Origin of the sequence: Chelatococcus sp. GCM10030263 (assembly GCF_042666455.1) — a bacterium.
In the GTDB taxonomy this organism is placed as follows: domain Bacteria; phylum Pseudomonadota; class Alphaproteobacteria; order Rhizobiales; family Beijerinckiaceae; genus Chelatococcus.
Genome location: NZ_JBHTDB010000002.1, coordinates 842874 through 869242 on the forward strand (window position 1 = coordinate 842874; position 26369 = coordinate 869242).

Annotated in this window: 24 protein-coding genes; 15 read left to right on the plus strand and 9 right to left on the minus strand. The window is 66.1% G+C overall.

The window, feature by feature from the left end:
- Positions 1–24: 24 nt before the first annotated feature.
- Positions 25–993, plus strand: coding sequence for a sulfate adenylyltransferase subunit CysD (cysD, locus tag ACFQU1_RS03805; protein WP_378129370.1), 969 nt, complete (start codon positions 25–27; stop codon positions 991–993).
- Positions 994–1153: 160 nt separating this feature from the next.
- On the plus strand, positions 1154–3034 hold the full coding sequence (gene cysN, locus ACFQU1_RS03810; protein ID WP_378129372.1) for a sulfate adenylyltransferase subunit CysN: 1881 nt from the start codon (positions 1154–1156) through the stop codon (positions 3032–3034).
- Here cysN and ACFQU1_RS03815 read toward each other — a convergent pair.
- From ACFQU1_RS03815 to ACFQU1_RS03830, 4 genes are all read right to left on the minus strand, one after another.
- Positions 3029–3541, minus strand: a complete 513-nt coding sequence (locus tag ACFQU1_RS03815) for a low affinity iron permease family protein (RefSeq protein WP_378129375.1) — start codon at positions 3539–3541, stop codon at positions 3029–3031. The genes cysN and ACFQU1_RS03815 overlap by 6 nt on opposite strands.
- 149 nt (positions 3542–3690) lie before the next feature.
- Positions 3691–4758 carry a hypothetical protein gene (locus ACFQU1_RS03820; protein ID WP_378129377.1) on the minus strand — a complete coding sequence of 356 codons (1068 nt, stop codon included), beginning with the start codon at positions 4756–4758 and terminating at the stop codon, positions 3691–3693.
- Between the two features lie 272 nt (positions 4759–5030).
- A complete protein-coding gene (locus tag ACFQU1_RS03825; protein WP_378129379.1) occupies positions 5031–5639 on the minus strand; it encodes a DUF1134 domain-containing protein in 609 nt (202 codons plus the stop codon).
- A gap of 114 nt (positions 5640–5753) precedes the next feature.
- Positions 5754–6572, minus strand: a complete 819-nt coding sequence (locus tag ACFQU1_RS03830) for a 3'(2'),5'-bisphosphate nucleotidase CysQ (protein ID WP_378129381.1) — start codon at positions 6570–6572, stop codon at positions 5754–5756.
- Between the two features lie 174 nt (positions 6573–6746).
- Here ACFQU1_RS03830 and chpT point away from each other — a divergent pair, with 174 nt between their 5' ends.
- From chpT to ACFQU1_RS03860, 6 genes are all read left to right on the plus strand, one after another.
- Entirely contained in the window at positions 6747–7391 is a 645-nt protein-coding gene (gene chpT / locus ACFQU1_RS03835) for a histidine phosphotransferase ChpT (RefSeq protein WP_378129383.1), read from the plus strand.
- 108 nt (positions 7392–7499) lie between these two features.
- A complete protein-coding gene (locus tag ACFQU1_RS03840; protein ID WP_378129385.1) occupies positions 7500–10025 on the plus strand; it encodes a chemotaxis protein CheW in 2526 nt (841 codons plus the stop codon).
- The gene (locus ACFQU1_RS03845; protein ID WP_378129387.1) at positions 10022–10537 is read left to right on the plus strand and encodes a chemotaxis protein CheW; all 516 of its coding nucleotides are present in this window, start codon (positions 10022–10024) and stop codon (positions 10535–10537) included. Before ACFQU1_RS03840 ends, ACFQU1_RS03845 begins: the two co-directional genes overlap by 4 nt.
- A 30-nt stretch (positions 10538–10567) precedes the next feature.
- Positions 10568–10933, plus strand: coding sequence for a PleD family two-component system response regulator (locus ACFQU1_RS03850; RefSeq protein ID WP_378129390.1), 366 nt, complete (start codon positions 10568–10570; stop codon positions 10931–10933).
- 44 nt (positions 10934–10977) lie between these two features.
- Complete coding sequence (locus tag ACFQU1_RS03855) at positions 10978–12075, plus strand: chemotaxis protein CheB (protein WP_378129392.1); 1098 nt, start codon at positions 10978–10980, stop codon at positions 12073–12075.
- Positions 12072–12923 (plus strand): CheR family methyltransferase, encoded by an 852-nt coding sequence (locus ACFQU1_RS03860; protein WP_378129394.1) that lies wholly within the window; start codon positions 12072–12074, stop codon positions 12921–12923. The genes ACFQU1_RS03855 and ACFQU1_RS03860 overlap by 4 nt, the downstream gene beginning before the upstream one ends.
- 69 nt (positions 12924–12992) lie before the next feature.
- On the opposite strand, the gene ctrA is transcribed toward ACFQU1_RS03860, so the two are convergent.
- The gene (ctrA, locus tag ACFQU1_RS03865; RefSeq protein ID WP_378129396.1) at positions 12993–13694 is read right to left on the minus strand and encodes a response regulator transcription factor CtrA; all 702 of its coding nucleotides are present in this window, start codon (positions 13692–13694) and stop codon (positions 12993–12995) included.
- Positions 13695–14297: 603 nt separating this feature from the next.
- On the opposite strand from ctrA, the gene ACFQU1_RS03870 reads away from it, so the two are divergent.
- The 3 genes from ACFQU1_RS03870 (at position 14298) to ACFQU1_RS03880 (ending at position 16807) form a co-directional block, all read left to right on the plus strand.
- Positions 14298–14714, plus strand: a complete 417-nt coding sequence (locus ACFQU1_RS03870) for a flagellar export protein FliJ (RefSeq protein ID WP_378129398.1) — start codon at positions 14298–14300, stop codon at positions 14712–14714.
- A gap of 292 nt (positions 14715–15006) precedes the next feature.
- The gene (locus ACFQU1_RS03875; protein ID WP_378129400.1) at positions 15007–15972 is read left to right on the plus strand and encodes a lysylphosphatidylglycerol synthase domain-containing protein; all 966 of its coding nucleotides are present in this window, start codon (positions 15007–15009) and stop codon (positions 15970–15972) included.
- The gene (locus tag ACFQU1_RS03880; protein WP_378129402.1) at positions 15962–16807 is read left to right on the plus strand and encodes a class I SAM-dependent methyltransferase; all 846 of its coding nucleotides are present in this window, start codon (positions 15962–15964) and stop codon (positions 16805–16807) included. Before ACFQU1_RS03875 ends, ACFQU1_RS03880 begins: the two co-directional genes overlap by 11 nt.
- A 21-nt stretch (positions 16808–16828) precedes the next feature.
- Here ACFQU1_RS03880 and ACFQU1_RS03885 read toward each other — a convergent pair whose 3' ends face one another.
- Together ACFQU1_RS03885 and ACFQU1_RS03890 are read right to left on the minus strand one after the other, a co-directional pair.
- A complete protein-coding gene (locus tag ACFQU1_RS03885) occupies positions 16829–17155 on the minus strand; it encodes a helix-turn-helix domain-containing protein (protein WP_378129404.1) in 327 nt (108 codons plus the stop codon).
- 209 nt (positions 17156–17364) lie between these two features.
- Positions 17365–17640, minus strand: a complete 276-nt coding sequence (locus ACFQU1_RS03890; RefSeq protein WP_378129406.1) for a DUF1153 domain-containing protein — start codon at positions 17638–17640, stop codon at positions 17365–17367.
- Positions 17641–18075: 435 nt separating this feature from the next.
- On the opposite strand from ACFQU1_RS03890, the gene mnmA reads away from it, so the two are divergent.
- Together mnmA and ACFQU1_RS03900 are read left to right on the plus strand one after the other, a co-directional pair.
- Positions 18076–19275, plus strand: coding sequence for a tRNA 2-thiouridine(34) synthase MnmA (gene mnmA, locus ACFQU1_RS03895; protein WP_378129408.1), 1200 nt, complete (start codon positions 18076–18078; stop codon positions 19273–19275).
- Positions 19276–19300: 25 nt separating this feature from the next.
- Positions 19301–19954: a methyltransferase domain-containing protein gene (locus tag ACFQU1_RS03900; RefSeq protein WP_378129410.1), complete on the plus strand. Its 654-nt coding sequence runs from the start codon at positions 19301–19303 to the stop codon at positions 19952–19954.
- Positions 19955–19957: 3 nt separating this feature from the next.
- On the opposite strand, the gene ACFQU1_RS03905 is transcribed toward ACFQU1_RS03900, so the two are convergent.
- Complete coding sequence (locus ACFQU1_RS03905) at positions 19958–20656, minus strand: HAD family hydrolase (RefSeq protein WP_378129413.1); 699 nt, start codon at positions 20654–20656, stop codon at positions 19958–19960.
- A 154-nt stretch (positions 20657–20810) separates the two neighbouring features.
- Positions 20811–23138, minus strand: coding sequence for a heavy metal translocating P-type ATPase (locus tag ACFQU1_RS03910; protein ID WP_378129415.1), 2328 nt, complete (start codon positions 23136–23138; stop codon positions 20811–20813).
- Positions 23139–23230: 92 nt separating this feature from the next.
- Here ACFQU1_RS03910 and ACFQU1_RS03915 point away from each other — a divergent pair, with 92 nt between their 5' ends.
- A complete protein-coding gene (locus ACFQU1_RS03915; RefSeq protein WP_378129417.1) occupies positions 23231–23686 on the plus strand; it encodes a helix-turn-helix domain-containing protein in 456 nt (151 codons plus the stop codon).
- Between the two features lie 153 nt (positions 23687–23839).
- Positions 23840–26365 carry a heavy metal translocating P-type ATPase gene (locus ACFQU1_RS03920; protein WP_378129419.1) on the plus strand — a complete coding sequence of 842 codons (2526 nt, stop codon included), beginning with the start codon at positions 23840–23842 and terminating at the stop codon, positions 26363–26365.
- The last annotated feature ends 4 nt before the right edge of the window (positions 26366–26369 follow it).

Here is a 26369-nt window from a genome sequence, read left to right on the forward strand (position 1 = left end):
TTCCCCCAACTGGAATTTCGTCCGATGACCCTCGCACTTCGGGCCGAGCACGACGCATCTCTCCTCGACAGACCGACAGTGGATGCCGCGCAGGCGCTTTCGCCGCATCTGAAACGCCTGGAAGCGGAAGCCATTCACATCATGCGCGAGGTGGCGGCCGAATTCCGCCGGCCGGTGATGCTCTATTCGATCGGCAAGGATTCGGCCGTGATGCTGCATCTCGCCCGGAAGGCCTTTCATCCGGGCAAGCCGCCGTTTCCGCTGCTCCACGTGGACACCACCTGGAAGTTCCGGGAGATGATTGCCTTCCGCGACGAGACCGCGAAGGCGCTCGGCTGGGAGCTCATCGTCCATATCAATCAGGAGGGGCTCGCGTGCGGCATCGATCCCTTCCGGTCCGGATCGGCGATCCATACCGAGGTGATGAAGACGCAGGCGCTGAAACAGGCGCTCGATAAGGGCGGCTTCGATGCCGCTTTCGGCGGCGCCCGCCGCGACGAGGAGAAGAGCCGCGCCAAGGAGCGCATCTTCTCCCACCGCAGCCCCGGCCATGTCTGGGATCCGCGCAACCAGCGGCCCGAGCTCTGGCGCGTGTTCAACACCCGGATCGGACCGGGAGAGTCCATGCGCGTCTTTCCGCTGTCCAATTGGACCGAGCGCGATGTCTGGCAGTACATTCGGGCGGAGCGAATTCCAGTCGTGCCGCTCTATTTCGCCGCGGAACGGCCCGTCGTGCGGCGGGGCGGTGCCCTCATCATGGTCGATGACGCGCGCATGCCGCTCGATCCCGGCGAGCGGCCGGAAATGCGCCGCGTCCGTTTCCGCACGCTCGGCTGTTATCCGCTGACGGGGGCGATTGAATCCTCCGCAGCGACGCTCGACGACATCATCGCCGAGCTCGAGTCCTCCTCCGTATCCGAGCGCCAGGGCCGCGTCATCGATCAGGACGCCGGCGCCTCCATGGAGCGCAAGAAACGCGAGGGGTATTTTTGATGGCCTCGGCTTTGCGTAGGGGCGGGGCGATTCCAGTGAACGGTTTCGTTCCCTCTCCCCGGCGGGGAGAGGGACAGGGTGAGGGGGCATTTCTTTGAACGTGAAGGTCATTCCCCCTCACCCGGCCGCTTCGCGGCCGACCTCTCCCCCATTGGGAGAGGTGAAACGAGCCGATCGCGGGCTCCTGCGCTTCATCACCTGCGGCTCGGTGGACGACGGCAAGTCCACACTGATCGGCCGGCTGCTCTACGAGACCCATGCGGTGCTCGACGACCAGCTCGCCGCGCTCGAAGCGGACTCGCGCCGCGTCGGCACCACCGGCGGCGATGTCGATTTCGCGCTCCTCGTCGACGGACTCGAGCAGGAGCGCGAGCAGGGCATCACCATCGACGTGGCGCATCGCTATTTCGCGACGCCGCGGCGCGCCTTCATCGTCGCCGACACGCCCGGCCACGAGCAATATACGCGCAACATGGCGACCGGCGCCTCCAATGCCGAGCTCGCCGTCATCCTGGTCGATGCGCGCAAGGGCCTGCTGACCCAGACCAAGCGCCACAGCGTCATCGTCTCACGCATGGGCATCCGCCATGTGGTGCTGGCGATCAACAAGATCGACCTGGTCGATTTCGATGAGGCGCGCTTCCGCGCCATCGTTGCGGATTACGCCGCAATCGCCGCCGACCTCGGCTTCGCCACCGTCACGCCGATTCCGCTGTCGGCGCGCGTCGGCGACAATGTGACGGCGCCGAGCCGCAGCACGCCCTGGTTCGATGGCCCGACGCTGCTCGACCATCTCGAGACGATCGACGTTTCTGCGGAGGCCGAGGAGGGGCCCTTCCGCTTTCCCGTGCAGTGGGTCAACCGGCCGGCCCAGGATTTCCGCGGGCTCGCGGGCACCGTCGCCGGCGGTCGCATCGCCGTCGGCGATCCCGTCGTGACGGCGATCTCCGGACGCGCGACCCGCGTCGCGCGCATCGTCGCCTTCGACGGCGATCGCGACGTGGCCCACGCCGGCGAGGCGGTAACCCTCGTCCTCGCCGACGAGATCGACGCCCCGCGCGGCGAGATGCTGGTGGCGCCGAAGAGCCGGCCCGCCGTGGCGACCCGCCTCGAAGCCGAACTCGTCTGGATGGGCGAGGAGATCCTCGTGTCGGGGCGCAGCTATCTTCTGAAGATCGGCCCGCGCACGGTGCCCGCCACGGTCAGCGCCATCGAGCATGCGCTCGACATCGAGACGCTCAAGCCCTTGCCGGCCGCCTCGCTTGGCCTCAACGCCATCGGCGTGGTCGAGATCGAGACGCTGGTGCCCATCGCCTTCGACGCCTACGTGGCCAATCGCGAGACCGGTGCCTTCATCCTCATCGACCGCTTCACCAATGCGACGGTGGCGGCCGGCATGGCGCGCGCGGCACGTGGCGCCACCAATGTCCACCGCCACGGATTCGATGTCGACCGGGCCGCACGCGCCGCGCTCAAGCACCAGCGCCCGCTCGTCGTTTGGCTTACGGGGCTGCCCGGTTCCGGCAAGTCGACCATCGCCAATCTCGTCGAGCGCAAGCTCCATGCGCTCGGCCGCCATACGGCCGTGCTCGATGGCGACGGCCTGCGGCAGGGGCTCAATGCCGATCTCGGCTTCGACGCGGCGGCGCGCGCGGAGAACATCCGCCGCGCGGCCGAGGTCGCCCGCCTCATGACGGACGCCGGGCTCATCGTGATTTGCGCCTTCGTCTCCCCCTTCCAGGCCGATCGCGCCAAGGCACGCGCTCGCTTCGAGGATGGGGAATTCCTGGAGGTTTTTGTCGATGCGCCGCTGGAGATCTGCGTCGCGCGCGATCCCAAGGGCCTTTACGCCCAGGCGCGCGACGGGCGCATCGCCGGTTTCACCGGCGTGGGGCAGGATTACGAGCCGCCGCTTGCGCCCGATCTTCGGCTCGATGCGACGAGCGCCGATGCCGCGACGCTCGCGGAGGAACTCGTCGCCTTTATCGAGCAGCGTGTGATCGGCTTTTCACGCAGCGCCGAGGATTCGGCCGAGCTATGAGGCGTTCGGATCCCGTGCCCGGGCGCCGGCCTTTGCCGCCACCTTGGCCGAGGTCTTGGCCGCCCTCTTCTTGAGGGCATTCGCTGCCGAGTGGAGCTCCGAATCGGCGCCTTCTGTGGTGGTCTCGGTCGCTCCAAGCCGCGCCTCGCGGGCGAGTGCCTCGTAGCGCTTGCGGTGGGTGTCGAGCTCCTTTTGCGACAGGTCCTCGAGGTCGAGCATCGAATTCTGCGCATCGATCGTCGCGCGGATCAGCTCGTCGAGCTTGATGTGCATGGCCTCGGCATCACGGTTCTGGGTGTTCTGGATAATGAACACCATCAGAAAGGTGATGATCGTCGTGCCCGTGTTGATGGTGAGCTGCCAGACATCCGAGAAACCGAGGAACGGGCCGGAAATCGCCCAGCCGACCACGATGGCGCAGGCAATGCCGAAGGCGGCGGGGCTGCCAGCGAGCCGCGCCGTCTGTGATGCGAATTGGCCGAACCAATCGGACTTGTCTTTTGCCACAGCGCAGCCTCCGCTTTCGCGAAGGTAACGCGTGCCGATACGTTGAGTTCCCACAGCGGCAAGTGCAGGCGACCCTCGGTCGCGGTGTCGCCAACGACGAGAAGAGGTGTAGATTCAGTCGCTTGCGCGCCGGCCCCGGCTGGTCGCCCTCACACCTTGACGTGGCGTTGCGACGACGTGACGCCGGTCGGCTCGACGAAGGCATCGGCGATCTCTTCGATACGCCGCCGCAGAGCTGCCGTTTCGGTTGCGAGCGTCGCCTCGCCACCGTCCAGCCGCGCCGCGCGGCCCTTCGCGTCGGCCGCCTCGGCCGTCGCCGAGGCAAGGGATGCTTCCAGCTCCGCGACGCGCGCCCGTGTCTGGGCGAGCGTTGTTTCGCGCTCGTCCAGGGTCTCGCGCAGTCGTGCGACGGTCACGGTGGCCTCGGTCAGCTTGCCCGCGAAGGCCACCTCGTTCGCCTCGAGCATCTCGAGGAGCGACCTCTGATTGTCCTGGCGCGTGGTCAAATCGGCAATGGCCTGGGCGAGTGTTTCGGAATGCTCGCGCTCGATATCAAGCTGTCTTTCCGCTTCTTCGGCGCGCCGGACGGTCTTCTCGAGTTCGCGCAGAATCTGCGCAGTCTTCTGTTCGGCGTCGGCGAGGCGGGCGATATCGGCCTCGTGGCGCGTTTCCAGTTCCACGATGCTGATCCGCCGCCGGTCGAGATCGAGCTTGAGCTCCTGGTATTTGGCCTCCAGCGCGGCGATGGTCGCGTCGCGTTCGACGACGGCCGTGCGCGTATCGCGCAGCACGCGTTCGAGCTCCGAGATCGTGGCCTGCTTCTGGTGAAGGTCGGCCGTGAGATCATTGCTGCGTGCTTCGACGAGAAGGGTCTGCAGCGCGTCGAGCTCGCGGCTGCGTTCGGCAAGCTCGTCTTCGAGCGCATTCAGCGTGCCGATGCGCTTGCCGAGCTCCTCCTGGCTCTTGGCATAGGCGGTGCGCTGCTTCTCCACCTCCCGTTCCAGGCGGCGCACGGCGACTGCGAAGTCGGCTCGCAAATGGTCACGTTCCGCGGCCATTTCCTGCCGCGACAGCGGCAGCTGCGCCTCGAGCCGGCGACGGACCAGCCGCTCTGTTCGTCGGTTGAAAGCCGGCAGGAAAAACGCTGCGAGCAAGGCGGCCGCAAAGAAGCCCAGGGCGAAGATCATCGCCGCTTCGACCTTCGCCAATTCGACCATCATCGATCCCTGCGCGCTGGTGCTCGGTCGGAGACACCATTTTGGAGTAGGATTATCTCTTAACGGACAAAGAGATAAAACACTCTTGACGTGACTGATGGGATTTATGGCGGCCAAGGCCGCGTTCCAAGACCCGCTGACGAACGACGGGGATCTCACGCGTGATCGAGTAGGTCGGGATACCGCGCCGCAATCAAAGATTGCGGGCCAGGCCTACAAGCTGTGCCGGCGACGCGCCGGCTTGGCGGGAGTGGGCAGGCGGGCCCTGGAGCTCAGAACGGGTTCCAAGTGGCGGATTGGGTAAATTTCAGATAGCCGAGATTGACGCCGAGGCGTGCGCCGACCCCGGTGCGAATGGGGACGACGACGATATTGTTGTTGGTGAGCGCCGTCATGCCGAAGCCGGCGACGAGATAGGCGGAGCCGTCGATACCGGCGAAACGCTGGAATAGGGAATTGACGTTCGGCAGGTTGTAGATGAGCATCATCGTGCGGGCGCCGTCACCCCCGACATCGAAGCCGAGCGAGGGGCCTTGCCAGAAGACCCGCCGGTCGCCTGCATTGCGCGTATAGAACATGCCCTCGCCGTAGCGCAGGCCGCCGAAGAAGGCGCCTGAGGCTTCCTGGCCGAGCACATAGCCATTGGGCTGCCCCCAGCGGCGCACCGCCTCCTGGATGGTCAGGGCCAAGCCTCGCGACACATTGCCGAAGAACTTGTGTCCGGAGGAAACGAGCTCCTCGGGGCTGAAGGTCTCCGGGGGCTGCTGCGTCGGGCCCCTCCCATAGGCGCCTTGCGCGGCGGCACGCGGGACGGGTGCGACCGCCGCAACGAGGGAGAGGGCGACGACGCCGGTCAGCATCAGCCGAAGGATGGGCGACATGAGCTCCTCCTCACGATTATCGGCCTGCTTTCGCATCACGCTCCGGCCGGCCCTCACGAATCAGCCGAGCCAGATTCGGGTGTAAAAATGTCTGCCGCAAGGCTGGCAGGACCGTCAGCTCCGCTGAACAAGGCGCGCTGCGAGCCCAGGGTCCCCGAAAGCAATGAACGAACCATTGAGGAAGCCGCGTTCGGCATGCCCATAGGTCAGGAATGCGCCATCGGGGGCGATGACGGTGCCGCCGGCGGCGGTCAGGATCGCCTCGCCCGCCGCAGTGTCCCATTCCTTGGTCGATCCGAACCGCGGATAGACATCCGCCTCGCCGCTCGCGACGAGGCAGAATTTGAGCGCCGAGGCCCTCTGCTGCACGGCCTGGATCGGTAGCCTTGCGAGAAATGCCTCGCTTTCGGTGTCGCCGTGCCGCCGGCTGGAGAGCGCGACGAGCCCGGCGGCCGGGGCCGGCCGTGTCCTGATCTTCGCCCAGGCGCTTTTCGCAGGCAGGCGCTGACCGGGCGCTACATTGATGGCGAAGGCCTTGCGGCCTGCAAGATAGAGCCGGTTCAGCCGCGGCGCGAAAACCGCCCCGGCGATCGGCCGCCCGTCGGCGACCGCGGCCACATTCACCGCGAAATCGGCTTCGCCGGCAATGAAATCGCGCGTTCCGTCGAGAGGATCGACGACGAAGAAGGTGCCGACGACCGGCTGGCCGGATACCGCGCTCTCTTCGGATACGATCGGCTCGCCGGGAGCGGCCGCGGCGAGCGCCGCCATGATGGCCGCCTCCGCCGCCCGGTCGGCCTCCGTGCAGGGGCTGCCGTCGTCCTTGACCTCGACGCTCACGCCGTCCTTCACCGCCTTCTCGATCGCCGCTCCGCCGGCAAGCGCGGCTTCGGCGAGAATGGCCGCGATATCGTCCTCGGTCTCATCGGTCATGGGGAACTCGGGCTTGGCTTTCGGTCACTGGCTTCGGGGCTGCCGCGCATCATGCCCCGCAGGGCGGCCTGCTGCGATGGACAAGCTTCCAAGGACAGGCGAGCCGGTGTATCACACCTCTCGGATCGAGGGCGCATTTCGTCGCCGTGATTCTGTTACGACGCGGAGCCGTGTATGAATTCTGTCTCACTGGATGCGCTCGATCTCGCTGCTCTCCTGTGCAGCCGCGTCTGCCACGATGTCATCAGCCCTGTGGGGGCGATCGTCAACGGGCTCGAGGTGCTGGAGGACGAAGAAGACGCCTCCATGCAGGAATTCGCGCTCGATCTCATCCGCAAGAGCGCGCGGCAGGCCTCCGCTCGCCTGCAATTTGCCCGGCTCGCCTTCGGCGCGGCTGGTTCGGCCGGCGCTTCCATCGATCTAGGCGATGCCGAGCAGGTCGCCAAAGGCTTCATTCAGGACGACAAGCTTTCGCTCGCATGGGACGCGCCACGCGTGCTCATGGCCAAGAACAAGGTCAAGCTGCTGCTCAACCTCATCGTGGTCGCCACCAATGCCATTCCGCGGGGCGGCCGCATCGAGGTGAGCGTCAAGACGGAGGGCGACGCGGTCCATTTCGTCATCCTAGCGACCGGCCGCAGTGCCCGCATCCCGACCCACGCCGAGGATCTGATTGCCGGCCGATCGCACGACGGCAATGTCGACGCGCACGGCATCCAGGCCTTCTATACTGGCCTGGTCGCCAAGGCAGCCGAGATGAACGTCGCCTTTGCCATCGACGAGGAAACCGTGACCTTGACGGCTGATTCGGCCGTCTAAATCTACGCTTACCGGCCTTTTGCAACCTATCGTCAACCGTTGCGCTTGCAGAGTGCATGCTAATGTATGCGCGCTGCAGGTCCCGGCGCGAGGCTTTGGGTTGGCGTTATGGACGAGCTCCTGCGCGAGTTTCTGACCGAGACGGCCGAGCACCTCGAGGTGGTCGACGTCGAGCTCGTGCGCTTCGAGCGCGACCCGAACGACATCGAGGTCCTGCGCAACGTCTTCCGGCTCGTCCACACCATCAAGGGCACCTGCGGCTTTCTCGGCCTGCCCCGCCTCGAAGCGCTTGCCCATGCGGCGGAATCGCTCATGGGCCGCTTTCGTGACGGCACGATTGCCGTCTCGCGTGACGACGTCTCCCTCATTCTGGCAACTATCGACCGTATCAAGCACATCGTGGCGGAGCTGGAGCGCAGCGCCGCCGAGCCGCCCGGCACCGACCGCGATCTCATCGACAAGCTGGAAGAGGGCGCAAAGCTTCCCACCGACGTCGGCGAGCGGTCTGCGCCGGCGGCGACGACCGCCGCCAAACCGGATGGCGAACGACCGCCCGCCCGCGGGCGTGCCTCCTCCCGAGCTCCGACCATCCGCGTGACGGTCAATGTGCTGGAACACCTGATGACGATGGTGTCCGAGCTCGTGCTCACCCGCAACCAGCTGCTCGACATCGCCCGCCGGCAGGGCGATCACGAATTCCTGGTGCCGCTGCAGCGGCTCTCGCAAGTCACGGTCGAGCTGCAGGAAGGCGTCATGAAGACGCGCATGCAGCCGATCGGCACCGCCTGGCAGAAGCTGCCGCGCATGGTGCGCGACCTTGCCGTCGATCTCGGCAAGCAGATCGATCTGAAGCTGCGCGGCGCGGACACGGAGCTCGACCGGCAGGTTCTCGACTTCATCAACGATCCCCTGACGCAGCTGGTGCGCAATGCCGCCGACCACGGCATCGAGCCGCCGGCGGAGCGCCGCAGCCTCGGCAAGCCCGAGCGCGGTTCGATCACGCTTTCCGCCTACCATGAGGGTGGCTCGATCACGATCGAGATCAGCGACGACGGGCGCGGTCTCGATTACCAGCGTATCCGCCGGATTGCGCTCGACCGCGGCCTCGCCAGCGAGGCCGACATCGAGCGCATGAGCGACGACGCGGTCACCCGCTTCATCTTTCATCCCGGCTTTTCTACCGCCGCCGCGATCACTGCCGTGTCCGGCCGCGGCGTCGGCATGGATATCGTCAAGACGAACATCGATATGATCGGCGGGTCGATCGAAGCGCGCTCCGAGCCCGGCCGCGGCACGACCTTCGTCATCAAGCTTCCTTTGACGCTCGCCATTATCGCCGCGCTGATCGTCGGCGTGGCCGGCCAGCGCTTCGCCATCCCTCAGATGACCGTACTGGAGCTTGTCCGGGTGCGGCCGGACTCGGAATCGGCCGTCGAGAGGCTGAATGATGCGCTCGTCTTCCGGCTGCGCGACGAGCTCATGCCTGTCATTCCCTTCGCGACCCTGCTCGGACTTCGCCCCAAGGATCCTGCTCCGGTCCCGGATGGATTCATCGTGGTCACGGAGATCGGCCGCCAGCGCTTCGGCCTGCTGGTCGATACGGTTTTCCAGACTGAAGAGATCGTGGTGAAGCCGCTCAACAAGAAGCTGCGACACCTGCGCTGCTTCTCCGGCAGTACGATCCTCGGCGATGGCAGTGTCATTCTCATCGTCGAGCCGGGTGGATTGGCCCGGATGCTCGATGCTTTTGCCGAAACCACCGTTCCGATTGTCGATGTTCATCCCGAACCCAAGCCCGAAACGGATGCGGAAGACGAGGAGGAGCCGGTGCCGCTCCTCGTCTTCCGTGCCGGAGGGGATGTGCCGAAAGCCGTGCCGCTGTCGCTGGTGACGCGGCTCGAGGAAATCGACATCGGTCGGATCGAGCAGTCCAGCGGCCGCCTTCTTCTGCAGTATCGCGGCCATCTCATGCCGCTCGTCCTCGCGCACGAAACGATGTCGCTGCAGGGTGAGGGGCGCCAGGCGATGGTGGTCTTTTCCGACGGCGAACGCTGGATGGGACTGTTGGTCGACGAGATTCTCGACATCGTCGAGGAGCCGCTTGCGATCGAACTCGCGGCGGACCACCCCGAACTCATCGGCTCGGCCGTCGTCAACGGCCGTGCGACCGAGATACTCAACGTGGCCCATTTCCTGCCGCTCGGTCACGGGGACTGGTTGAACCGGCAATCGTCGACGCAATCGGTCACGCGGACGGTTTTGCTCGTCGACGATTCCGAGTTCTTCCGCAGCATGCTCGCTCCGCTCCTGCGCGCATCGGGCTACCGGGTGCTCGTCGCAGAAAGCGCCGAACAGGCGCTCGCGATGCTCGCCTCGCCACGCCTCATCGACGTGGTGGTCACCGACATCGAGATGCCGGGCAAGAGCGGGTTCGACCTGGTGGAAAACTTGCGTAGCGACAGCCGCACCGCATCCATGCCGGTGATCGCCCTGTCCTCCTATGCGAGCCCGCCGGTGGTCGAACGCGCGAGGAAGCTCGGCATCGTCAATTTCGTGGCGAAGTTCGACCGTAGCGGCCTGGTGGAGGCGCTGACCGCCGTCTTGAACGCGCGCGATCGTGGGGTTGCCGCATGACGCCCGCCGTGGGACAGCATTACGGCGACAGGCGCGCTGTGCCGCCGGCCGCCGAGGATGCGGCCGCCGAGGGCCGTCTGCAATATGTCACGGCCTGGATCGGGGACCAGCTGTTCGGCATTCCGATCGAGGACGTGCGCGACGTCTTTGTCATTCAATCGCTGACGCCCGTTCCACTGGCGCCGCCCGAAATCCTGGGCCTTGCCAATCTGCGCGGCCGGGTTGTGACTGCGGTCAGCCTGCGCCAGCAGCTCGGGCTGCCCGCCTTGCCGGATCCCGGCCGCATGATCGCGATCGGCATCGGGGCGGGCTCCGAGTCCTTTGGCGTCATCGTCGACCGCATCGGGGAGGTGCTCGATCTCGCGCCTGAGACCGCCGCAGCCACGCCTTTCCATCTCGATCCGCGCTGGACGAGCCTTTCCAAGGGCGTTCATCGCCTCGACGATCGTTTGCTGATTGTTCTGAATGTGGATTCCGTTCTTTCCTTCTCGAATGATATCACTGTTTTTTGACGCGAATCGCCGCTTCGGAGCGCCCCTAACATGAAGCACTGCCTCATCGTCGACGACTCGGCGGTCATCCGGAAGGTGGCGCGACGCATTCTGGAGGCGCTGTCGTTCCGCATTTCCGAGGCCGAGAACGGAGCCAGGGCCCTTGTCATCTGCGAAGAAGACATGCCCGAAGCCATATTGCTCGACTGGAACATGCCGGTCATGGACGGCTACGAATTTCTGCGCCGGTTGCGCCAGATGCCGGGCGGCACAGCGCCAAAGGTCGTCTTCTGCACCACCGAGAACGACGTCGCCCATATCGCGCGGGCATTGCGCGCGGGGGCCGATGAATACATCATGAAGCCCTTCGACAAGGATATCGTCACGGCCAAGTTCCAGGAGGTTGGCTTGGTCTAGGCCTGGGGATGGCCGTGGCCCCCGAATGCGCTGCGGAGAGAGCGATGCCGGCGAGTCGTATCTCGTTGCAGCCGGGCGGCAGACGCCGTGTCCGGGTAATGATCGTCGAGGGGCGAGCCGAGCTCGACGCGGCATCCATTGTGGCGCGCGATTGCATCGGCGCCGTGGTCGTCGCGGAGGTGGCGACGGCGCAGGGCGCACTCGATCAACTGGACGAGGCCGATCCCGATCTGGTGCTCCTCGATCTGACCAAGCCCAGTTCCGCGGGCTTTGCCGTTCTGCCCCTCATTCTGGCCCGTAAACCCGCACTTGCCATCATCGTCATCGTGACCGCCGATGCGGCGGGCGCGGATCTCGCCTTGCGGTGCCTCTCGCTCGGTGCGGCCGACTACATCGCCTGGTCGGGCTCGGAAGGGGCCAATCAGGGCGGGAGCTGCGTAGATGACGGCTTCGCGGATGAACTCGCCCGAAAGATCGGAACCGTCGGGACCGAGCGCCGACGTCGCACGCGGGCGCTGGCTGAAGGGCGCCGGCCGGTTTCGGCTGTAGCACCGCCGCGCTGCATCCTGATCGGGGCCTCGACCGGGGGCCCCCAGGCGCTTGCGACGCTCTTGCAGGCGCTTGGACGCGACGTCATAGAGCGCATGCCTATCGTCGTGGTCCAGCACATGCCGCCGGCCTTCACGGTCGTTCTGGCGGAGCATCTCGCCTTGAGTTCCGGCTGCCCGGCGCATGAGCTGTCCGAGGGCGAGGCTATTCGATCCGGGATGATCCATGTGGCGCCGGGCGGGCGGCATTTGCGTCTCGGCTCGTCCGGTTATGAGATCGTCGCCCGGCTCGACGATAGCCCGCCCGTGAATTTCTGCCGGCCATCCGCCGATGTTCTGTTCAAGGACGCGGCGGCCGTGTTCGGTCCTGCCGTGCTCACCATCATTCTGACGGGGATGGGGCGTGATGGTCTTGATGGAGCGCGGGCGCTCGCCGCCGCCGGCGCGTCCATCCTCGTTCAGGACGAGAAAACGAGTACCGTCTGGGGCATGCCCGGCAGCGTGGCGCGCGCTGGCCTTGCCTCGGCGGTGCTGCCGCTTGAAGAAATCGCGACAGCGGTTCGTCATTTATTGCCGGAAAGCACTATTGAATGACCGAGGCCGATTACCAGTTCCTATGCGCTTTCCTGCAGGCTCGCTGCGGGATCGCGCTTCCGCATGATGGCCACTATCTGGCCGACAGCCGGCTTGCCGCCGTCTGTCAGCGCCACGGCCTGCCCGATCTCAGCGCCATCATCGGGGTTCTGCGCCGCGGCGGCGCCCCCGAGGTGGAGAGGGGCGTGCTCGAAGCCATGGCGACGCACGAGACCTTCTTCTTCCGCGACAAGCCGGCCTTCGAGCAGATCCGCACGACGGTTTTGCCGCAACTCATCGCATCACGCGCTGCGAGCCGGCGCCTGCGTATCTGGTGCGCTGCCGCCTCCACCGGGCAGGAGGCGTTCTCGCTGGCCATGCTGCTCGACGGCATGGCGCCGCGCCTTTCGGGCTGGGACATCAGAATCCTGGCGACCGACATGTCGCTATCGGCTCTTGAGCGCGCCCGGGGCGGGCTCTACACGCATTTCGAGGTCCAGCGTGGCCTGCCCATTCACCTGCTACTCAAATATTTCGAGCAGGCGGGCGACCTGTGGCAGATCGACAGCGAGCTTCGGGCGATGGTCGCCTTCGAGCCCGTCAATCTGATCGACGATTTCGCTTCACTCGGCATCTTCGACCTGATCCTGTGCCGCAATGTGCTCATCTATTTCGACGAGGTGACAAAGCGCGACGTTCTGGAGCGCATCGCCGACCGTCTCGCCCATGACGGCCGATTGATCCTCGGCGGCGTCGAGACGCCGGTTGGGCTCACGGAGGAGATCGTCGCAGACGAAGCCTTGCGCGGCGTCTATCGCCGCAACGCCCATCGCCATCTCGCGGTCGAGCCGCTCGGGGCCATGCTGTAGCCGCATGTGCATACGAAAAAGCCCCGCCGAAGCGGGGCCTTTCGAATTCTTGGGCTTTAGGCGGACGCGTCAGACGGCGACGCGTTCCTCGGCCTCGATCGGCTCGCGCAACACATAGCCGCGGCCCCAGACGGTCTCGATATAGTTCTTACCGCTCGATGCATTGGCGAGTTTCTTGCGAAGCTTGCAGATGAAGACGTCGATAATCTTCAGCTCCGGCTCGTCCATGCCGCCATAGAGATGGTTGAGGAACATCTCCTTGGTAAGCGTCGTGCCTTTGCGCAGGGAAAGGAGCTCCAGCATCTGGTACTCCTTGCCGGTCAAATGCACGCGGTTCGAGCCGACCTCCACCGTCTTGGTGTCGAGATTGACGACGAGGTCGCCGGTATTGATGACCGACTGCGCATGACCTTTCGAGCGGCGCACGATGGCGTGGATCCGCGCGACGAGCTCATCCTTGTGGAACGGCTTCGTCAGGTAATCGTCGGCGCCGAAGCCGAGGCCCTTGACCTTGTCCTCTATGCCGGCAAGGCCGGAAAGAATAAGGATCGGCGTCTTGACCTTCGCGACCCGCAGACTGCGAAGAACCTCATACCCGGACATGTCGGGCAGGTTGAGGTCCAGCAGAATGATGTCGTAGTCATACAGCTTTCCGAGATCGACGCCTTCTTCGCCGAGGTCGGTCGTGTAGACGTTGAAATTCTCAGACTTGAGCATCAATTCGATGCTCTGCGCCGTGGCGCTGTCATCTTCGATAAGCAGTACGCGCATTGTCAGATCCCCAACCTCGCTCCACCGCCCGCGCAGGCCACGCTCCGGTGCATGGACGCAGCTCTCGGAACAGGGCGGAGTGCACGCCCATTCTCCCACTTTAATCCGACTCGCGACGCTACCGGTAAATGGATAACAAAACCTGTTTCCATTGCGCAAGCACCATAAGCCGAAACTTCTATTAACCGACGCAAAACACTGATGTTCAGCTCGTTTCGGGCTTGCATCATCCTGGCGCCTTGGTTGAAGGATATCGGGCTAAGTGACTAAAGCTGCTGGCCCATCCAGCGCGCCGAATAGCGTCTGGAACGCCGGGATACTGTTAACGATCCAGGTAAATGAAACGTTGACGCGATCGGCCAAAACGCGAAATGGGCCCGATTGCGGCAAAAAAGGACGGGACAGCACGGAACATAGCCCACCAGGATCGCCTCCAGGAAGGGAGCGAGAAGATCTGGCTGCTGGCTGTGGCTCTTCTGCAACGCTTTTGAGCGCTGAGGTAACCATCGATCAACTTCCTTGGGGGATGCTGATGGTGGCCGTTTTGCGGCGCGCCTCTCTTTCCGGTGATGCCGCGTGCGCTAGTAAGGAGTTTTTCGGGCGATGAAACCGCGGGAAAGCCTAGTCCGTCTGAAGCGCTTCCAGCTCGACGAAAAGCGTCGGCGTGTTGCGCAGATCGAGACGATGATCGCCGAATTCATGCGCGTGGCCGCCGATCTGGAGCGGGAAATCGCCAACGAGGAGAAGCGCAGCGGCATCACCGACCAGAACCACTTCGCCTATCCGACCTATGCCAAGGCGGCGGCCCAGCGGCGCGACAATCTTCTGCGCTCCGCCGACGAGCTCCAGGGGCAGCTGGACGAAGCCAAGGCCGAGATGGACGAGGCGACCGCCGATCTCGCCAAGGCCGAGCACCTGGAGGATCGGGAGCAGATCCGGTTTCGCCCGGCCGAAGCGGCGCGTGATCAGGCGATCTTCGAAGCGAAACCCTTCGCGGTGAGCACGCGCCCGGCCTATTGAGGCCGCAACCGGCGTAGACCCCGTCGCACCGCCTGCGCGACGATCTGGCGCCTCGAGCGGCGGCAGCTCGGTTCGGCTCAAGACGGAATCCCTCCGATCAAAGGGTTTGCGCGCGTCCCAGGGCGCTGTCCCGCCGCGCGTTCTGATATGTAACGGCAGCCATTCCAGTCCCTCGCGCGCAAGAACAACTTGCGACGCCGCATCGGCTCGGGCAGAGATGCCGGGCCGCACGAACGAATACGGCCGTATCGAGAGAAGCGGGACGGGGAAGAAGGCTGCGCCTCATAATTCAATGAAGAAAGCGCTCGAGTATGTCTGGCCTGTCATTGGCCTCGCGGCGGTAGGCTTTTCGTTCTGGCTTCTCTACCGGGAGCTCAAGGGCATTTCGGCGAGCGAGGTGCTCGATAGCGTTGCGGCGATTTCGCTTCATCGCTGGCTTCTGGCGGTGGCTGCGACGATTGTCGCCTATGGCGCGCTCGCCTGGTACGACCGCATCGCGCTGCTGCATCTCGGCCGCAAGCTGTCCTGGCCGGTGATCTCGCTGGTGTCTTTCACGACCTATGCCCTGTCGCACAACATCGGCGCCTCCGTGCTGTCGGGCGCCATGGTGCGCTTCCGTGCCTACGGCACCATGGGCCTGTCTATCGCCGAGATCGGCGTGCTGATTGCCTTGTGCTCCTTCACCTTCGTGCTCGGCACGGTACTTCTCGGCGGGCTTATTCTGATCGGTGAGCCGGAGATCGTCCTGCGCCTCGTCGATGTGCCGATTTGGGGGACGCGGCTCGTCGGCGCCGGCATGCTTTTCCTCGTCGCCCTTTATGTGCTCGGTTCGTGGCGCGAGTTCAGACCTCTCAAGATCGGCCAGTTCTCGATTTATTATCCGCGCCTGCGGATCACCGCCCGTCAGCTCCTGGCCGCACCCTGCGAGATCATCGGCGCGGCCGGCATCATCTATTTCGCATTGCCGGAGGCGGGCAATCCCGGCTTCTTCGTGATTCTCGGGGTTTTCCTCGCGTCCTTCTCCGCCGCCCTCATCTCCCACGCGCCCGGCGGGCTCGGCGTGCTGGAATTCGTCTTCATGAGCGCCGTGCCGGAGCTCGACCAGTCGGACGTGCTCGCCGCGCTCCTCGTCTTCAGGCTGCTCTATCTGCTCGTGCCGCTCGCATTTTCGAGCGTCGTGGTCGTGCTGTTCGAACGCTCGCGTCTCGCCAAGACGATTCAGGAGCGGCTGGCACGCAACTCGTCCGATGCCGTCTGACCGGCCGTTGCGGGCGCGGCTTAGGCGGCTGTCCTTCGGCCTTCTGACGCTCACCGGGGTTGCCCGGCGCGGCTATTTCATCCCCAACCGTTATGCCCGGCCGGCGCGCGCCGGTTCCTATCAGGCGCTCGATCCAATCTTTGCCGCGGCCGTTTCGCGCTATGAAGCGCTGCTGGCCGACATCGACGCGCATAGCGAAGACCTCGCCGCCATCCCAGCGGATGGCGACGGGCTCCGCTGGAAGCAGACATGGTTTCCGCGCCTCGATGCAGCGGCTGCCTATGCCGTCGTCCGGCGCTTCCGGCCGCGGCACATCGTCGAGATCGGTTCCGGCCATTCGACCCGTTTTCTCGCGCGGGCCGTCGCCGATGGCGAACTCGCCACCACCATCGTTGCGATCGATCCCAACCCGCGTGCGGCTCTCGGCGGGCTCGAGGTGATCCATCACGCGGCGGTGGTCGAGGAGGTCGATGCAAGCCTGTTCGGCGATCTCGCGGCCGGCGATATCCTGTTCATCGACTCGAGCCATGTGGCGATGCCCGGCGGCGACGTCGACCGGCTCGTGCTCGACATTCTGCCGCGGCTCGCCCCCGGCGTGCTCGTCCACATCCACGACATTCTGCTGCCCGATGCCTATCCGCCCGAATGGGCGTGGCGCGGCTACAACGAGCAGCTCGTCGTGGGCGCCCTCCTGCAGGGCGGCGCCTATGCCGTCCTCTTCGCGAGCCACTATGTGGCGACCCGCATGGCGCAGCGACTGGCCGACGGCGTGTTGGCGCGCCTGCCGCTCGCGCCCGGTGCGCGGGAAACGAGTCTCTGGCTGGTGAAGTGCTGAACCGGCCGCGATCGGGCTTCTTTAGGTGCTCGCCCGCTCCTGACGGCTCACCTGCGGCGCCGGCACGGTGACCCCGGCGGCGCTGTAGCTCGTCAGCTTGTTGCGCAGGGAGCGCAGCGAGATGCCGAGGATCTTGGCGGCGGACGTGCGGTTGCCGTCGCAATGGTCGAGGGTCGAGAGGATGAGCGCCCGTTCCATCTCCGCGACAGTCGCGCCGACGAAGGCTTGCGCCCGCGTGCGGTCATCACACGGGCGAGCCGCGCCGTCCGGCTTGCCACGCGCGATGTCGCGGGAGCGTACTTTATTGTTCGATCGTGCCGACGAGAAAGCCACCGACGCCAACGCCACCCGATCCTCCAGATACAGCTTTGCTGCACGACAGTCGGACGTCATGGTTAGCGTTCGGTTAATACGGCTTATATGGTGAATTCTCGCGCCTGATGTGCGGTTGGCCTTGCGGTGGAATCTGCCATTCGGTATCCATTATGCGAATCAACACTGATTCGCCGGGCCGCATCAGGCGCCAAGCCCCGCGACGGTACAGCCGTCGGGTCGAGTTACTGGCGATAGTGCTGAATCCGGGTCGTGCGTAAGCCGGCAAGTCCGTGACGGTCGATGGACTGTTGCCAGCTCAGGAACTCTTCTACCGTCAGCGTGTAGCGCTGACAGGCCTCATCGAGGCTGAGCAAGCCTCCGCGCACGGCGGCAACGACCTCCGCTTTACGGCGGATGACCCACCGCTTCGTATTCGATGGCGGCAGGTCTGCGATCGTCAATGGACTACCGTCGGGCCCGATGACGTATTTCACCCTCGGGCGGTGGGGTTCGGTCATGATACGCTCACACTAACTGACTAAACCATATCAACCGCAGGCTACCGCGCCGCGCTTAAGATTTGCCTAAAGGCACAGCCTTGGCACGAACTTAGGCCAGATTTCGGCACTAGGCTACCCGATCCCATGTCAATTTGGAATGAGATCCTTTGACTCCATGCTCTGGAGTCGGATCCAACGCCGCCAAGTCGGGCCCAACCAAGCTGGCGTCGGCGGCGGTCGGCGATTATAGAGACGGCACCGGCGCAAGGATCGGCCGCCCGGCGCCACTGACGGGCACCGCCGCCACGGCTCACTCCCTTCGTCGGAACATTTGTCACTGCGCCGGTTTATCCGAACGGACGGAATGCAAGGGCTGTCGGGACCGTCGGCGCAAGGTGTGATAGGAGGTGATGCCGCAAGGAGTGCTCCTGCGGCCTCGCCTGAAGGCATGATATGGTGAATAGTCTCGACCTGTCCAAGAAGCCCGCCGACACCCGCGTCGTGGTGGCGATGTCGGGCGGGGTCGACTCCTCCGTCGTCGCCGCTCTGTTGAAGAGCGAAGGCTACGACGTCGTCGGCATCACGCTGCAGCTCTACGACCATGGCGAGGCCACCCATCGCCGCGGCGCCTGCTGCGCGGGCCAGGACATCCATGATGCCCGCCGCGTCGCCGAACGGCTCGATATTCCCCATTACGTGCTCGATTATGAGAGTCGTTTTCGTGACGAGGTGATGACGCGTTTCGCCGAAAGCTATCTCGCCGGCGAGACGCCGATCCCTTGCGTCGAATGCAATCGCTCCATCAAATTCGCCGAGCTCCTGGACACGGCGCGCGATCTCGGGGCGGATGTGCTCGCCACCGGCCATTACGTCGTTTCGAAGCCATTGCCGGGCGGGGGCAGGGGCCTCTATCGCGCTGCCGATCCGGACCGCGACCAGAGCTACTTCCTTTATGCGACCACCCAGGCGCAGCTCGATTTCCTGCGCTTCCCCCTCGGCCATATGCTGAAGCCCGACGTGCGGGCGCTGGCGCGGCGTTTCGGACTGGCGGTGGCGGAGAAGTCGGACAGCCAAGACATCTGCTTCGTCCCGAGTGGCCGCTATACCGAAGTCATCGAGCGGTTGAAGCCCGGCGCCGTGACGCCCGGTGACATCGTCGATCACAAGGGCCACGTGCTCGGACGCCACGACGGCATCATTCATTTCACGGTGGGCCAGCGGCGCGGCCTAGGCCTCGCGGTCGGTGAGCCGCTCTTTGTGGTGCGCCTCGATGCCGAGCGCGCCGAGGTCGTCGTCGGTCCGCGCGAGCTGCTGGCGACCCGCACCATCCAGCTCACCGACGTCAATTGGCTGGGCGACGGCCCGCTGGCGAGCGAGCCGCCGCGCGAAGTAGCGGCCCGCGTTCGCTCGACGCGCAAGCCGCGGCCGGCTCTTCTCACAGGGAGCGACGGCGGCGCCGAAGTCACTCTTCTCGATCCGGAAGAGGGCGTGGCGCCCGGCCAGGCCTGCGTTCTCTACGATGGGGCAGGTGAGGGCGCGCGCGTTCTCGGCGGCGGCACGATCCGTACGGCAGCCCGATCGGCCACGGGCGATCGGGGCCGGTCGGAGTTGGAGCCGCAGCGGGCAGCGACACCGGCGCGCTCCCTGTCATAAGAAAGACCAAGGGAAGAAAACGACCATGGCCGAGGTGCGCTACGTTCAGCCTGACATGACCGTCATGCGCAAGGCTTACGCGCGCTGGGCCCCGGTCTATGACCTCGTCTATGACGGCATCACCGCCCCGGCCCGCCGGGATGCGGTGACGGCCGCGCTCGCCTGCGGCCGCGAGATCCTGGAGGTCGGCGTCGGCACGGGGCTCTCGCTCGGCGACTATCCCGTCAATGCGCGGGTGACCGGTGTCGATCTTTCCGAGCATATGCTGCAGCGGGCGGTGGAAAAGGTCGAGCGCCACCACTGGAGCCAGGTGAAGCTGCTCGCCGTCATGGACGCCTGCCGCCTCGGTTTCGCCGATGCGACCTTTGACGCGGTGGTGGCGCAGTTTCTGATCACGCTGGTGCCGCATCCGGAAGCGGCGCTGGATGAAATGCTCCGGGTGCTGCGGCCGGGCGGCGAGATCGTGCTCGCCAATCACTTCGGCGCGGCGGAAGGGCCGATCGCCCGCGTCGAGGAGACGGTGGCGCCGCTCGCGAGCCGCCTCGGCTGGAGCTCGGATTTCAAGGCAAGCCGTGTCGAGAACTGGGCCAAGGACCGCGGCGACGTGGAGGTGCTGTCGCTCAGGCCGGCCTTCCCGCTCGGCTTCTTCAAGGTCCTGCGCCTGCGCAAGGCGCGCTGATCCTCAGGACGTCGGCGCGGTGGCGAAGCGACGCGCCAGAAATTCGAGAAGCTGCGGGTCGGCCAAATCGGGGGCGGTGAGAACCGCGCCATTGGCCGTCAGGACGGCGGGCGTGAGCGCCGTCGTCAGCCCGATGACATCGATACCGGCGGCCCTGGCCGCGGCGATCCCGGAGAGAGAATCCTCGATCACGATGGCATCGCCAGCCTCGATCCCGAGACCGTCAAGGGCAGCAAGATAGGGATCGGGATAGGGTTTGCCGCGCGGCAGCTCGTCGCCGATCACGACGATGTCGAGTCGGTCGGCAAGGCCGAGGACCTCGATCATCATCTCGGCATTGGTGCGCGGCGCATTCGTCACAAGGCCGACGGAAAGGCCCTGGGCGTGCGCCCAGGCGATGAGCTCGGCTGCGCCGCGGGTGGCGGGCACGCCGGCCTTGGCGAGCCGCCGGAAGGCGGTCTCCTTCTCATCCGCCAGGCGGCGGTGGTCGTCGAGGCCAAGTTCGGGAAAGAGAAAGCCCATGATCGCCGGATTGGCCTGACCCGAGATATGCAGCGTGAAAAGCTCCTCATCGATGCTGCGCCCGAAGGGCTCGAGCAGCACGTTGAAGGCCGCGAAATGCAGCGGCTCCGTCTGGACGAGGGTGCCGTCGAGGTCGAAGAGCAGGGCGGCGCGCCGCGCGCGCGGCGTGATGGATGACATCGCGATGGTCTCCGGGTCGTTTCGGTCGATGCTGGCGGGCATGTGAGCCGCACCAGCGCCCCCTTCGGCTGCACCCGCAGGACGGGCGCGAGAGGCTCTGTAGCGTGGGATGGCCGCGGAGGCGAGCCCTCTATGAAACGCCGCGCAGGCTCGCTCAGCGCGCCGCCATCGCCGGCTGCGGCGCTGCGGTGGGGGAGGCGATGCGCTGCCGAAAATGGCCGAGCAGTCGCAACGCGTTGAGCGTCACCAGCACCGTGCCGCCGGTATCGGCGACGATCGCCATCCAGAGCCCGGTCGCTCCGGTCACAGTGGTGACCAGGAAGATCGCTTTTAGGGCGAGCGCAATGCCGATGTTCTGGTGAATATTGGCCATGGTGGCCCGGGCAAGGCGGACGAGCGCCGCGACATCGCCGACATCGTTCTTGAGCAGCGCCGCATCGGCCGCTTCGAGCGCGACGTCCGTGCCCGAGCCCATGGCGATGCCGACATGGGCGGAGGCGAGCGCCGGCGCGTCGTTGATGCCGTCGCCGACCATGGCGATGGTCTTGATCGCCGCCATCTCCTTGACGGCCACCGCCTTATCGGCCGGCAGCATCTCGGCGCGAACCTCGATGCCGAGTAGGCGGGCAATGGCGCTGCCGGTGCGGGCATTGTCACCGGTCAGCATGACCGCACCGACGCCGAGCCCCTTCAGGGCGCCGATCCCTGCGGCGGCGTCGCGGCGGGGTTCGTCGCGCAGCGCAATCAGGCCGGCGGCTGCCCCATCCGCGACAACGACGGTAACCGTCTTGCCGTCGTCCTCGAGGCGGGCGATGGCCTCGATCGTCGCCGCGTCCAGGCTCGCCCGCTCGGCCGCAAAACGCGGGGCGCCGATGAAGATGCGCGTCTCGCCGATGAGGCCTTCCATGCCCTTGCCGGCCACCGCGCGGACCGCCGTTGCGGCGGTGCCGGCAGCACCGTCCCTGTCGGCACGCGCGACGATCGCCTTGGCCAGAGGATGGTTGGAATGCCGCTCGACGGCCGCCGCCATCGCGACGAGATCCGTCGCCCGTCCATCGGTGGCGATGACATCGGTCACCGCAGGCCTGCCCTCGGTCAGCGTCCCCGTCTTGTCGAAGGCGACCGCCTGGATGCGGGCGAGCGTCTCCAGGATCGCGCCGCCTTTCACGAGGAGACCGTGCCGTGCACCCGCTGCAAGGCCCGAGGCGATGGCCGCCGGCACGGAGATGACGAGCGCGCAGGGGCAGCCGATGAGGAGCAGCGTCAGCCCGCGATAGAGCCATTCGTTCCAGGCACCGCCGAATGCAAGCGGCGGAACGGCGGCAACGAGGATCGCGAGGCCTACGATGAAGGGCATGTAGAGCCGCGCGAAGCGGTCGATGAAGCGTTCCGTCGGGGCCTTAGCCTCCTGCGCTTCCTCGACGAGCGCGACGATGCGCGCGATCATATTGTCTTTGGCCGCGCGGGTGACGCGCAGCTTGAGCGCCGCATCCTGGTTGATCGAGCCGGCGAAGACCTCCGCACCCGGCGCCTTGCTCTTCGGCACGGATTCGCCGGTGATCGGCGACTCGTCGACGCTGGATGTGCCCTCTTCGACGGTGCCGTCAGCCGGCACGCGATCGCCTGGGCGCACGACGACGATGTCGCCGGGCGCGAGGCTGGCGGCCGGCACCTCTTTTAGGCCGCCGGCGTTCTCGACGAGCGCCGTCTGCGGAATAAGCGCGCCGAGCGCCTTGATGCCGGCGCGGGCACGATTGGCGGCGACGCCTTCGAGCACCTCGCCGATGCTGAACAGGAAAACGACGACCGCCGCCTCTTCCGCCGCGCCGATGACGAGCGCGCCGACGACGGCGATCGTCATGAGCATCTCGATGGTGAAGGGCGCGCCGGCGATGGCCGCCATGATTGCGCGGCGAGCAATCGGCACAGCGGCGATCAGCGAGGCTGCGACGAACACGCCATAGGCAGCCTGCGGCAGGAGGAGGCTCGCCGCATAGGCGACCGCGAGCAGAAGCCCGGCCGTGAGCGCGACCTGCATCTTGCGCTCGGACCACCAGCGGCGTGGCTTGTCCTGCGCGATCGGCTGCGCGACGGCCTTTGCCGCAACCCGCTCGGCTGTATAGCCGAGCTTGCCGATCTGCTGCTCGACGGTGGCCGCGGTCGTCCGGCTTTCGTCGAGGGCGAGGGTGAGCGTCTCGTTGGTGATGGAGATGTGGATGTCGCTGATGCCGGGCATGCGGCCGAGCGCGGTCGTGATCGTCGTGGCACAGCTGGCGCAGTCCATCCCGCCCACTTTCCAGACGGTCGCGCCGGGGGGCGGCGCGGCAATCTGCACCCGCCCGCCGTCCTCGCCATGGCAGGATGCGCCGTGGGCATGGGGGTGATCGTGCCCATGGGCATGATCATGTCCATCAGCATGCGCGCCGCAGCAATCGGCGGCGTGGCTGTGGCCGTCATCGGCCCGAAGGGTCTGCTGCGTCATGGCGACACCGAGCTTTGCATTTCGATCCGGCCATCACCATAATTCCTCTAGCAACTAGAGCTTCAAGCCCCTTTCGATCCGCGGAGCCTATGATGCCGAAGGCGCAATTGGAACGGAGCTATTCCATCGGCCGTGTCTCCGAGGCGACGGGCTGCAAGGTCGAGACGATTCGCTTCTATGAGCAGATCGGGCTCTTGCCGGAGCCGGAGCGCACGGAGGGTAACCAGCGCCGCTATCTCGCGCGCCATGTGGACCGACTGCGCTTCATCCTGCATGCGCGCGATCTCGGCTTCTCGGTGGAGGCGGTGCGCGAGCTCCTGAAACTCTCCGCCGATCCGAATGCGCCCTGCGCCGAGGCCGACCGCATCGCGCGCGAGCAATTGGAGGCGGTACGCGCCAAGATCGCGCGCCTCACCGATCTCGCCCAGGAACTCGAGCGCATTACCCAGGGTTGCCATGGTGTCATCGCCGATTGCCGGGTGATCGAGGTGCTTGCCGAGCATGGCGCTTGCAGCCACGGCCCGACGCGCACGAGCGGCGAGGTTTGAACGCCTATGGCCATTCGCACCGCGATCATGGTGCGTGGCACCTCTCCGCGCATGCGGGGGCAGGGAACGGTCGCACATGCTCGGATTGGCCCCTTGACCTTCCCATAGTGGGAAGCCTTATTGAAGAGCCATCGCATTTGAGAGGAACTCACGATGGCAAAAGACTCCACGAACAGCGCAGCTGCGCGGCGGATCGTCGTGCCGGTGAGCGGAATGACCTGCGCCTCCTGTGTCGGCCGGGTCGAGCGGGCCATCCGCGGGGTCGCGGGTGTCGAGGCGGCCGCCGTCAATCTGGCGACCGGCCGCGCCACCGTCGATCTCGACGCCACGGCCCAGGTTGAACCCGTCCTCGCCGCCATCCGCGACGCCGGCTATGAGCCCGGCGGGGACGAGGCCGAGCTTGCGGTCGAGGGCATGCACTGCGCCTCCTGCGTCGGGCGCGTCGAGCAGGCCCTGAAGGGCGTGCCCGGCGTCGCCGCCGCCTCCGTCAATCTCGCCACCGGGCGCGCCCATCTCGACTATATCGGCGGCGCCGAGACGCTGGAGTCTGCGCGCGCCGCGGTCGCCGCAGCCGGCTACAAGGCAGAGAGCGTCGCTTCCTCTGCCGAACAGGCCGATCGCGACGAAGAGGCGCGGGCCGCCGAGATTGCGCGCCTCAAGCGCAACCTGATCATCGCCGCTGTCGCCACCCTGCCGCTCGTCGTCATCGAAATGGGCGGCGAGCTCATTCCGAGCCTGCAGGCCGGCCTTGCCGCCGCCTTTGGCGGGCAGGCGGTCGCGCTGGCCGCATTCCTTCTGGCGACGCTCGTGCAGTTCGGGCCGGGGCGGCAGTTTTACGTCAAGGGCTTTCCGGCGCTGCTGCGCGGTGCGCCTGACATGAACTCGCTCGTCATGCTCGGCACGACCATGGCATACGCTTATTCGGTGGTGGCGAGCTTTCTGCCGGAGCTTCTGCCGCACGGATTGGCCCATACCTATTTCGAGGCGGGCGCCGTCATCGTCACATTGATCCTCGCCGGCCGCTATTTCGAGGCGGGCGCCAGGGGCCGGGCGGGCAGCGCCATTCGCCGCCTCGTGAACCTCAATGCGAAAACCGCGCGCGTCCGCCGCGGAGACAGCGAGGAGGACGTGCCCGTGGAGACCGTGCGCCCCGGCGACATCGTCGTGGTGCGCCCGGGTGAGCGTTTGGCTGTAGACGGCGAGGTGACGGCGGGCTCCTCCTATGTGGACGAATCCATGGTCACCGGCGAGCCTGTGCCGGTCGTCAAGGATGTGGGCGATGCGGTCATCGGCGGCACCGTGAACAAGACCGGCAGCTTCGCTTTCCGCGCCACCCGCGTCGGCAGCGAGACGCTGCTCGCCGAGATCGTCCGCACGGTCGAGGCCGCGCAGGCCGGCAAGCTGCCCATCCAGGCGCTCGTCGACAAGGTGACGCTGTGGTTCGTGCCGGCGGTGATCGCCGCGGCGCTCGTCACCTTCGGCCTGTGGCTTGTCTTCGGGCCGGAGCCGGCGCTCACCTTCGCCATCGTCAATGCGGTCGCGGTCCTCATCATCGCCTGCCCCTGCGCCATGGGGCTCGCGACGCCCACCTCGATCATGGTCGGCACGGGCAGGGCAGCGGAGATGGGCATTCTCTTCCGCCGCGGCGAGGCCTTGGAGGCCCTGCGCGATACCGCCGTCGTCGCCCTCGACAAGACGGGAACGCTGACTAAAGGCCGGCCGGAGCTCACGGATATCGTGACCGCGGACGGCTTCGCGGAGGACGATGTGCTCGCTCTCGTGGCGGCGGTCGAGGCGCGCTCCGAACATCCAATCGGCGCCGCGATCGTCGCTGAGGCCGAACGACGTGGCCTGGCACGCGCCGAGCCCAGCGCCTTTTCCGGCGAACCCGGCTTCGGCGTTACCGCCAAGGTCGCCGGCCGCGCGGTCGCCATCGGTGCCGACCGGCTGATGCGCAAGCACGGCCTCGATATCGAGAGCCTGGCCGCAACCGCCGAGCGCCTGACCGGCCAGGGCAAGACCCCGGTCTATGCGGCGATCGACGGCCGCCTTGCGGCGATCCTCGCCGTCGCCGATCCGCTGAAGGAGACGACGCCGGCAGCCCTTGCGGCGCTCAAGGCCGAAGGGCTACGCATCGTCATGGTGACCGGCGACAGCCGCCGCACGGCCGAGGCGATCGCTGCGGGTCTGCCCATTGACGAGATCGTCGCCGAGGTGCTGCCGACCGCCAAAGCGGATGTGGTGAAGCGCCTGCAGGCGGGGGGCGCCAAGGTCGCCTTCGTCGGTGACGGCATCAATGACGCGCCGGCCCTCGCGCAGGCGGATGTCGGGCTCGCCATCGGCACCGGCACGGATATTGCCATCGAAAGCGCCGATGTCGTATTGATGTCGGGTGATCTCGCCAATGTGCCGAATGCGGTGGCCGTCTCGCGCGCGACCATGCGCAACATCGCGCAGAACCTGTTCTGGGCCTTCGGCTACAATGTCGTCCTGATCCCGGTCGCGGCGGGTGCGCTCTATCCAGCTTTCGGCATTCTCCTGTCGCCCATGCTCGCGGGCCTCGCGATGGCGATGTCGAGCGTCAGCGTCGTCACAAATGCCCTGAGACTACGAAACTTGCAGCCGGAGATTGCACCCGCGACGCCGGTTCCGGCGCACCGGTTGCAACCGGCTGAATAACGGA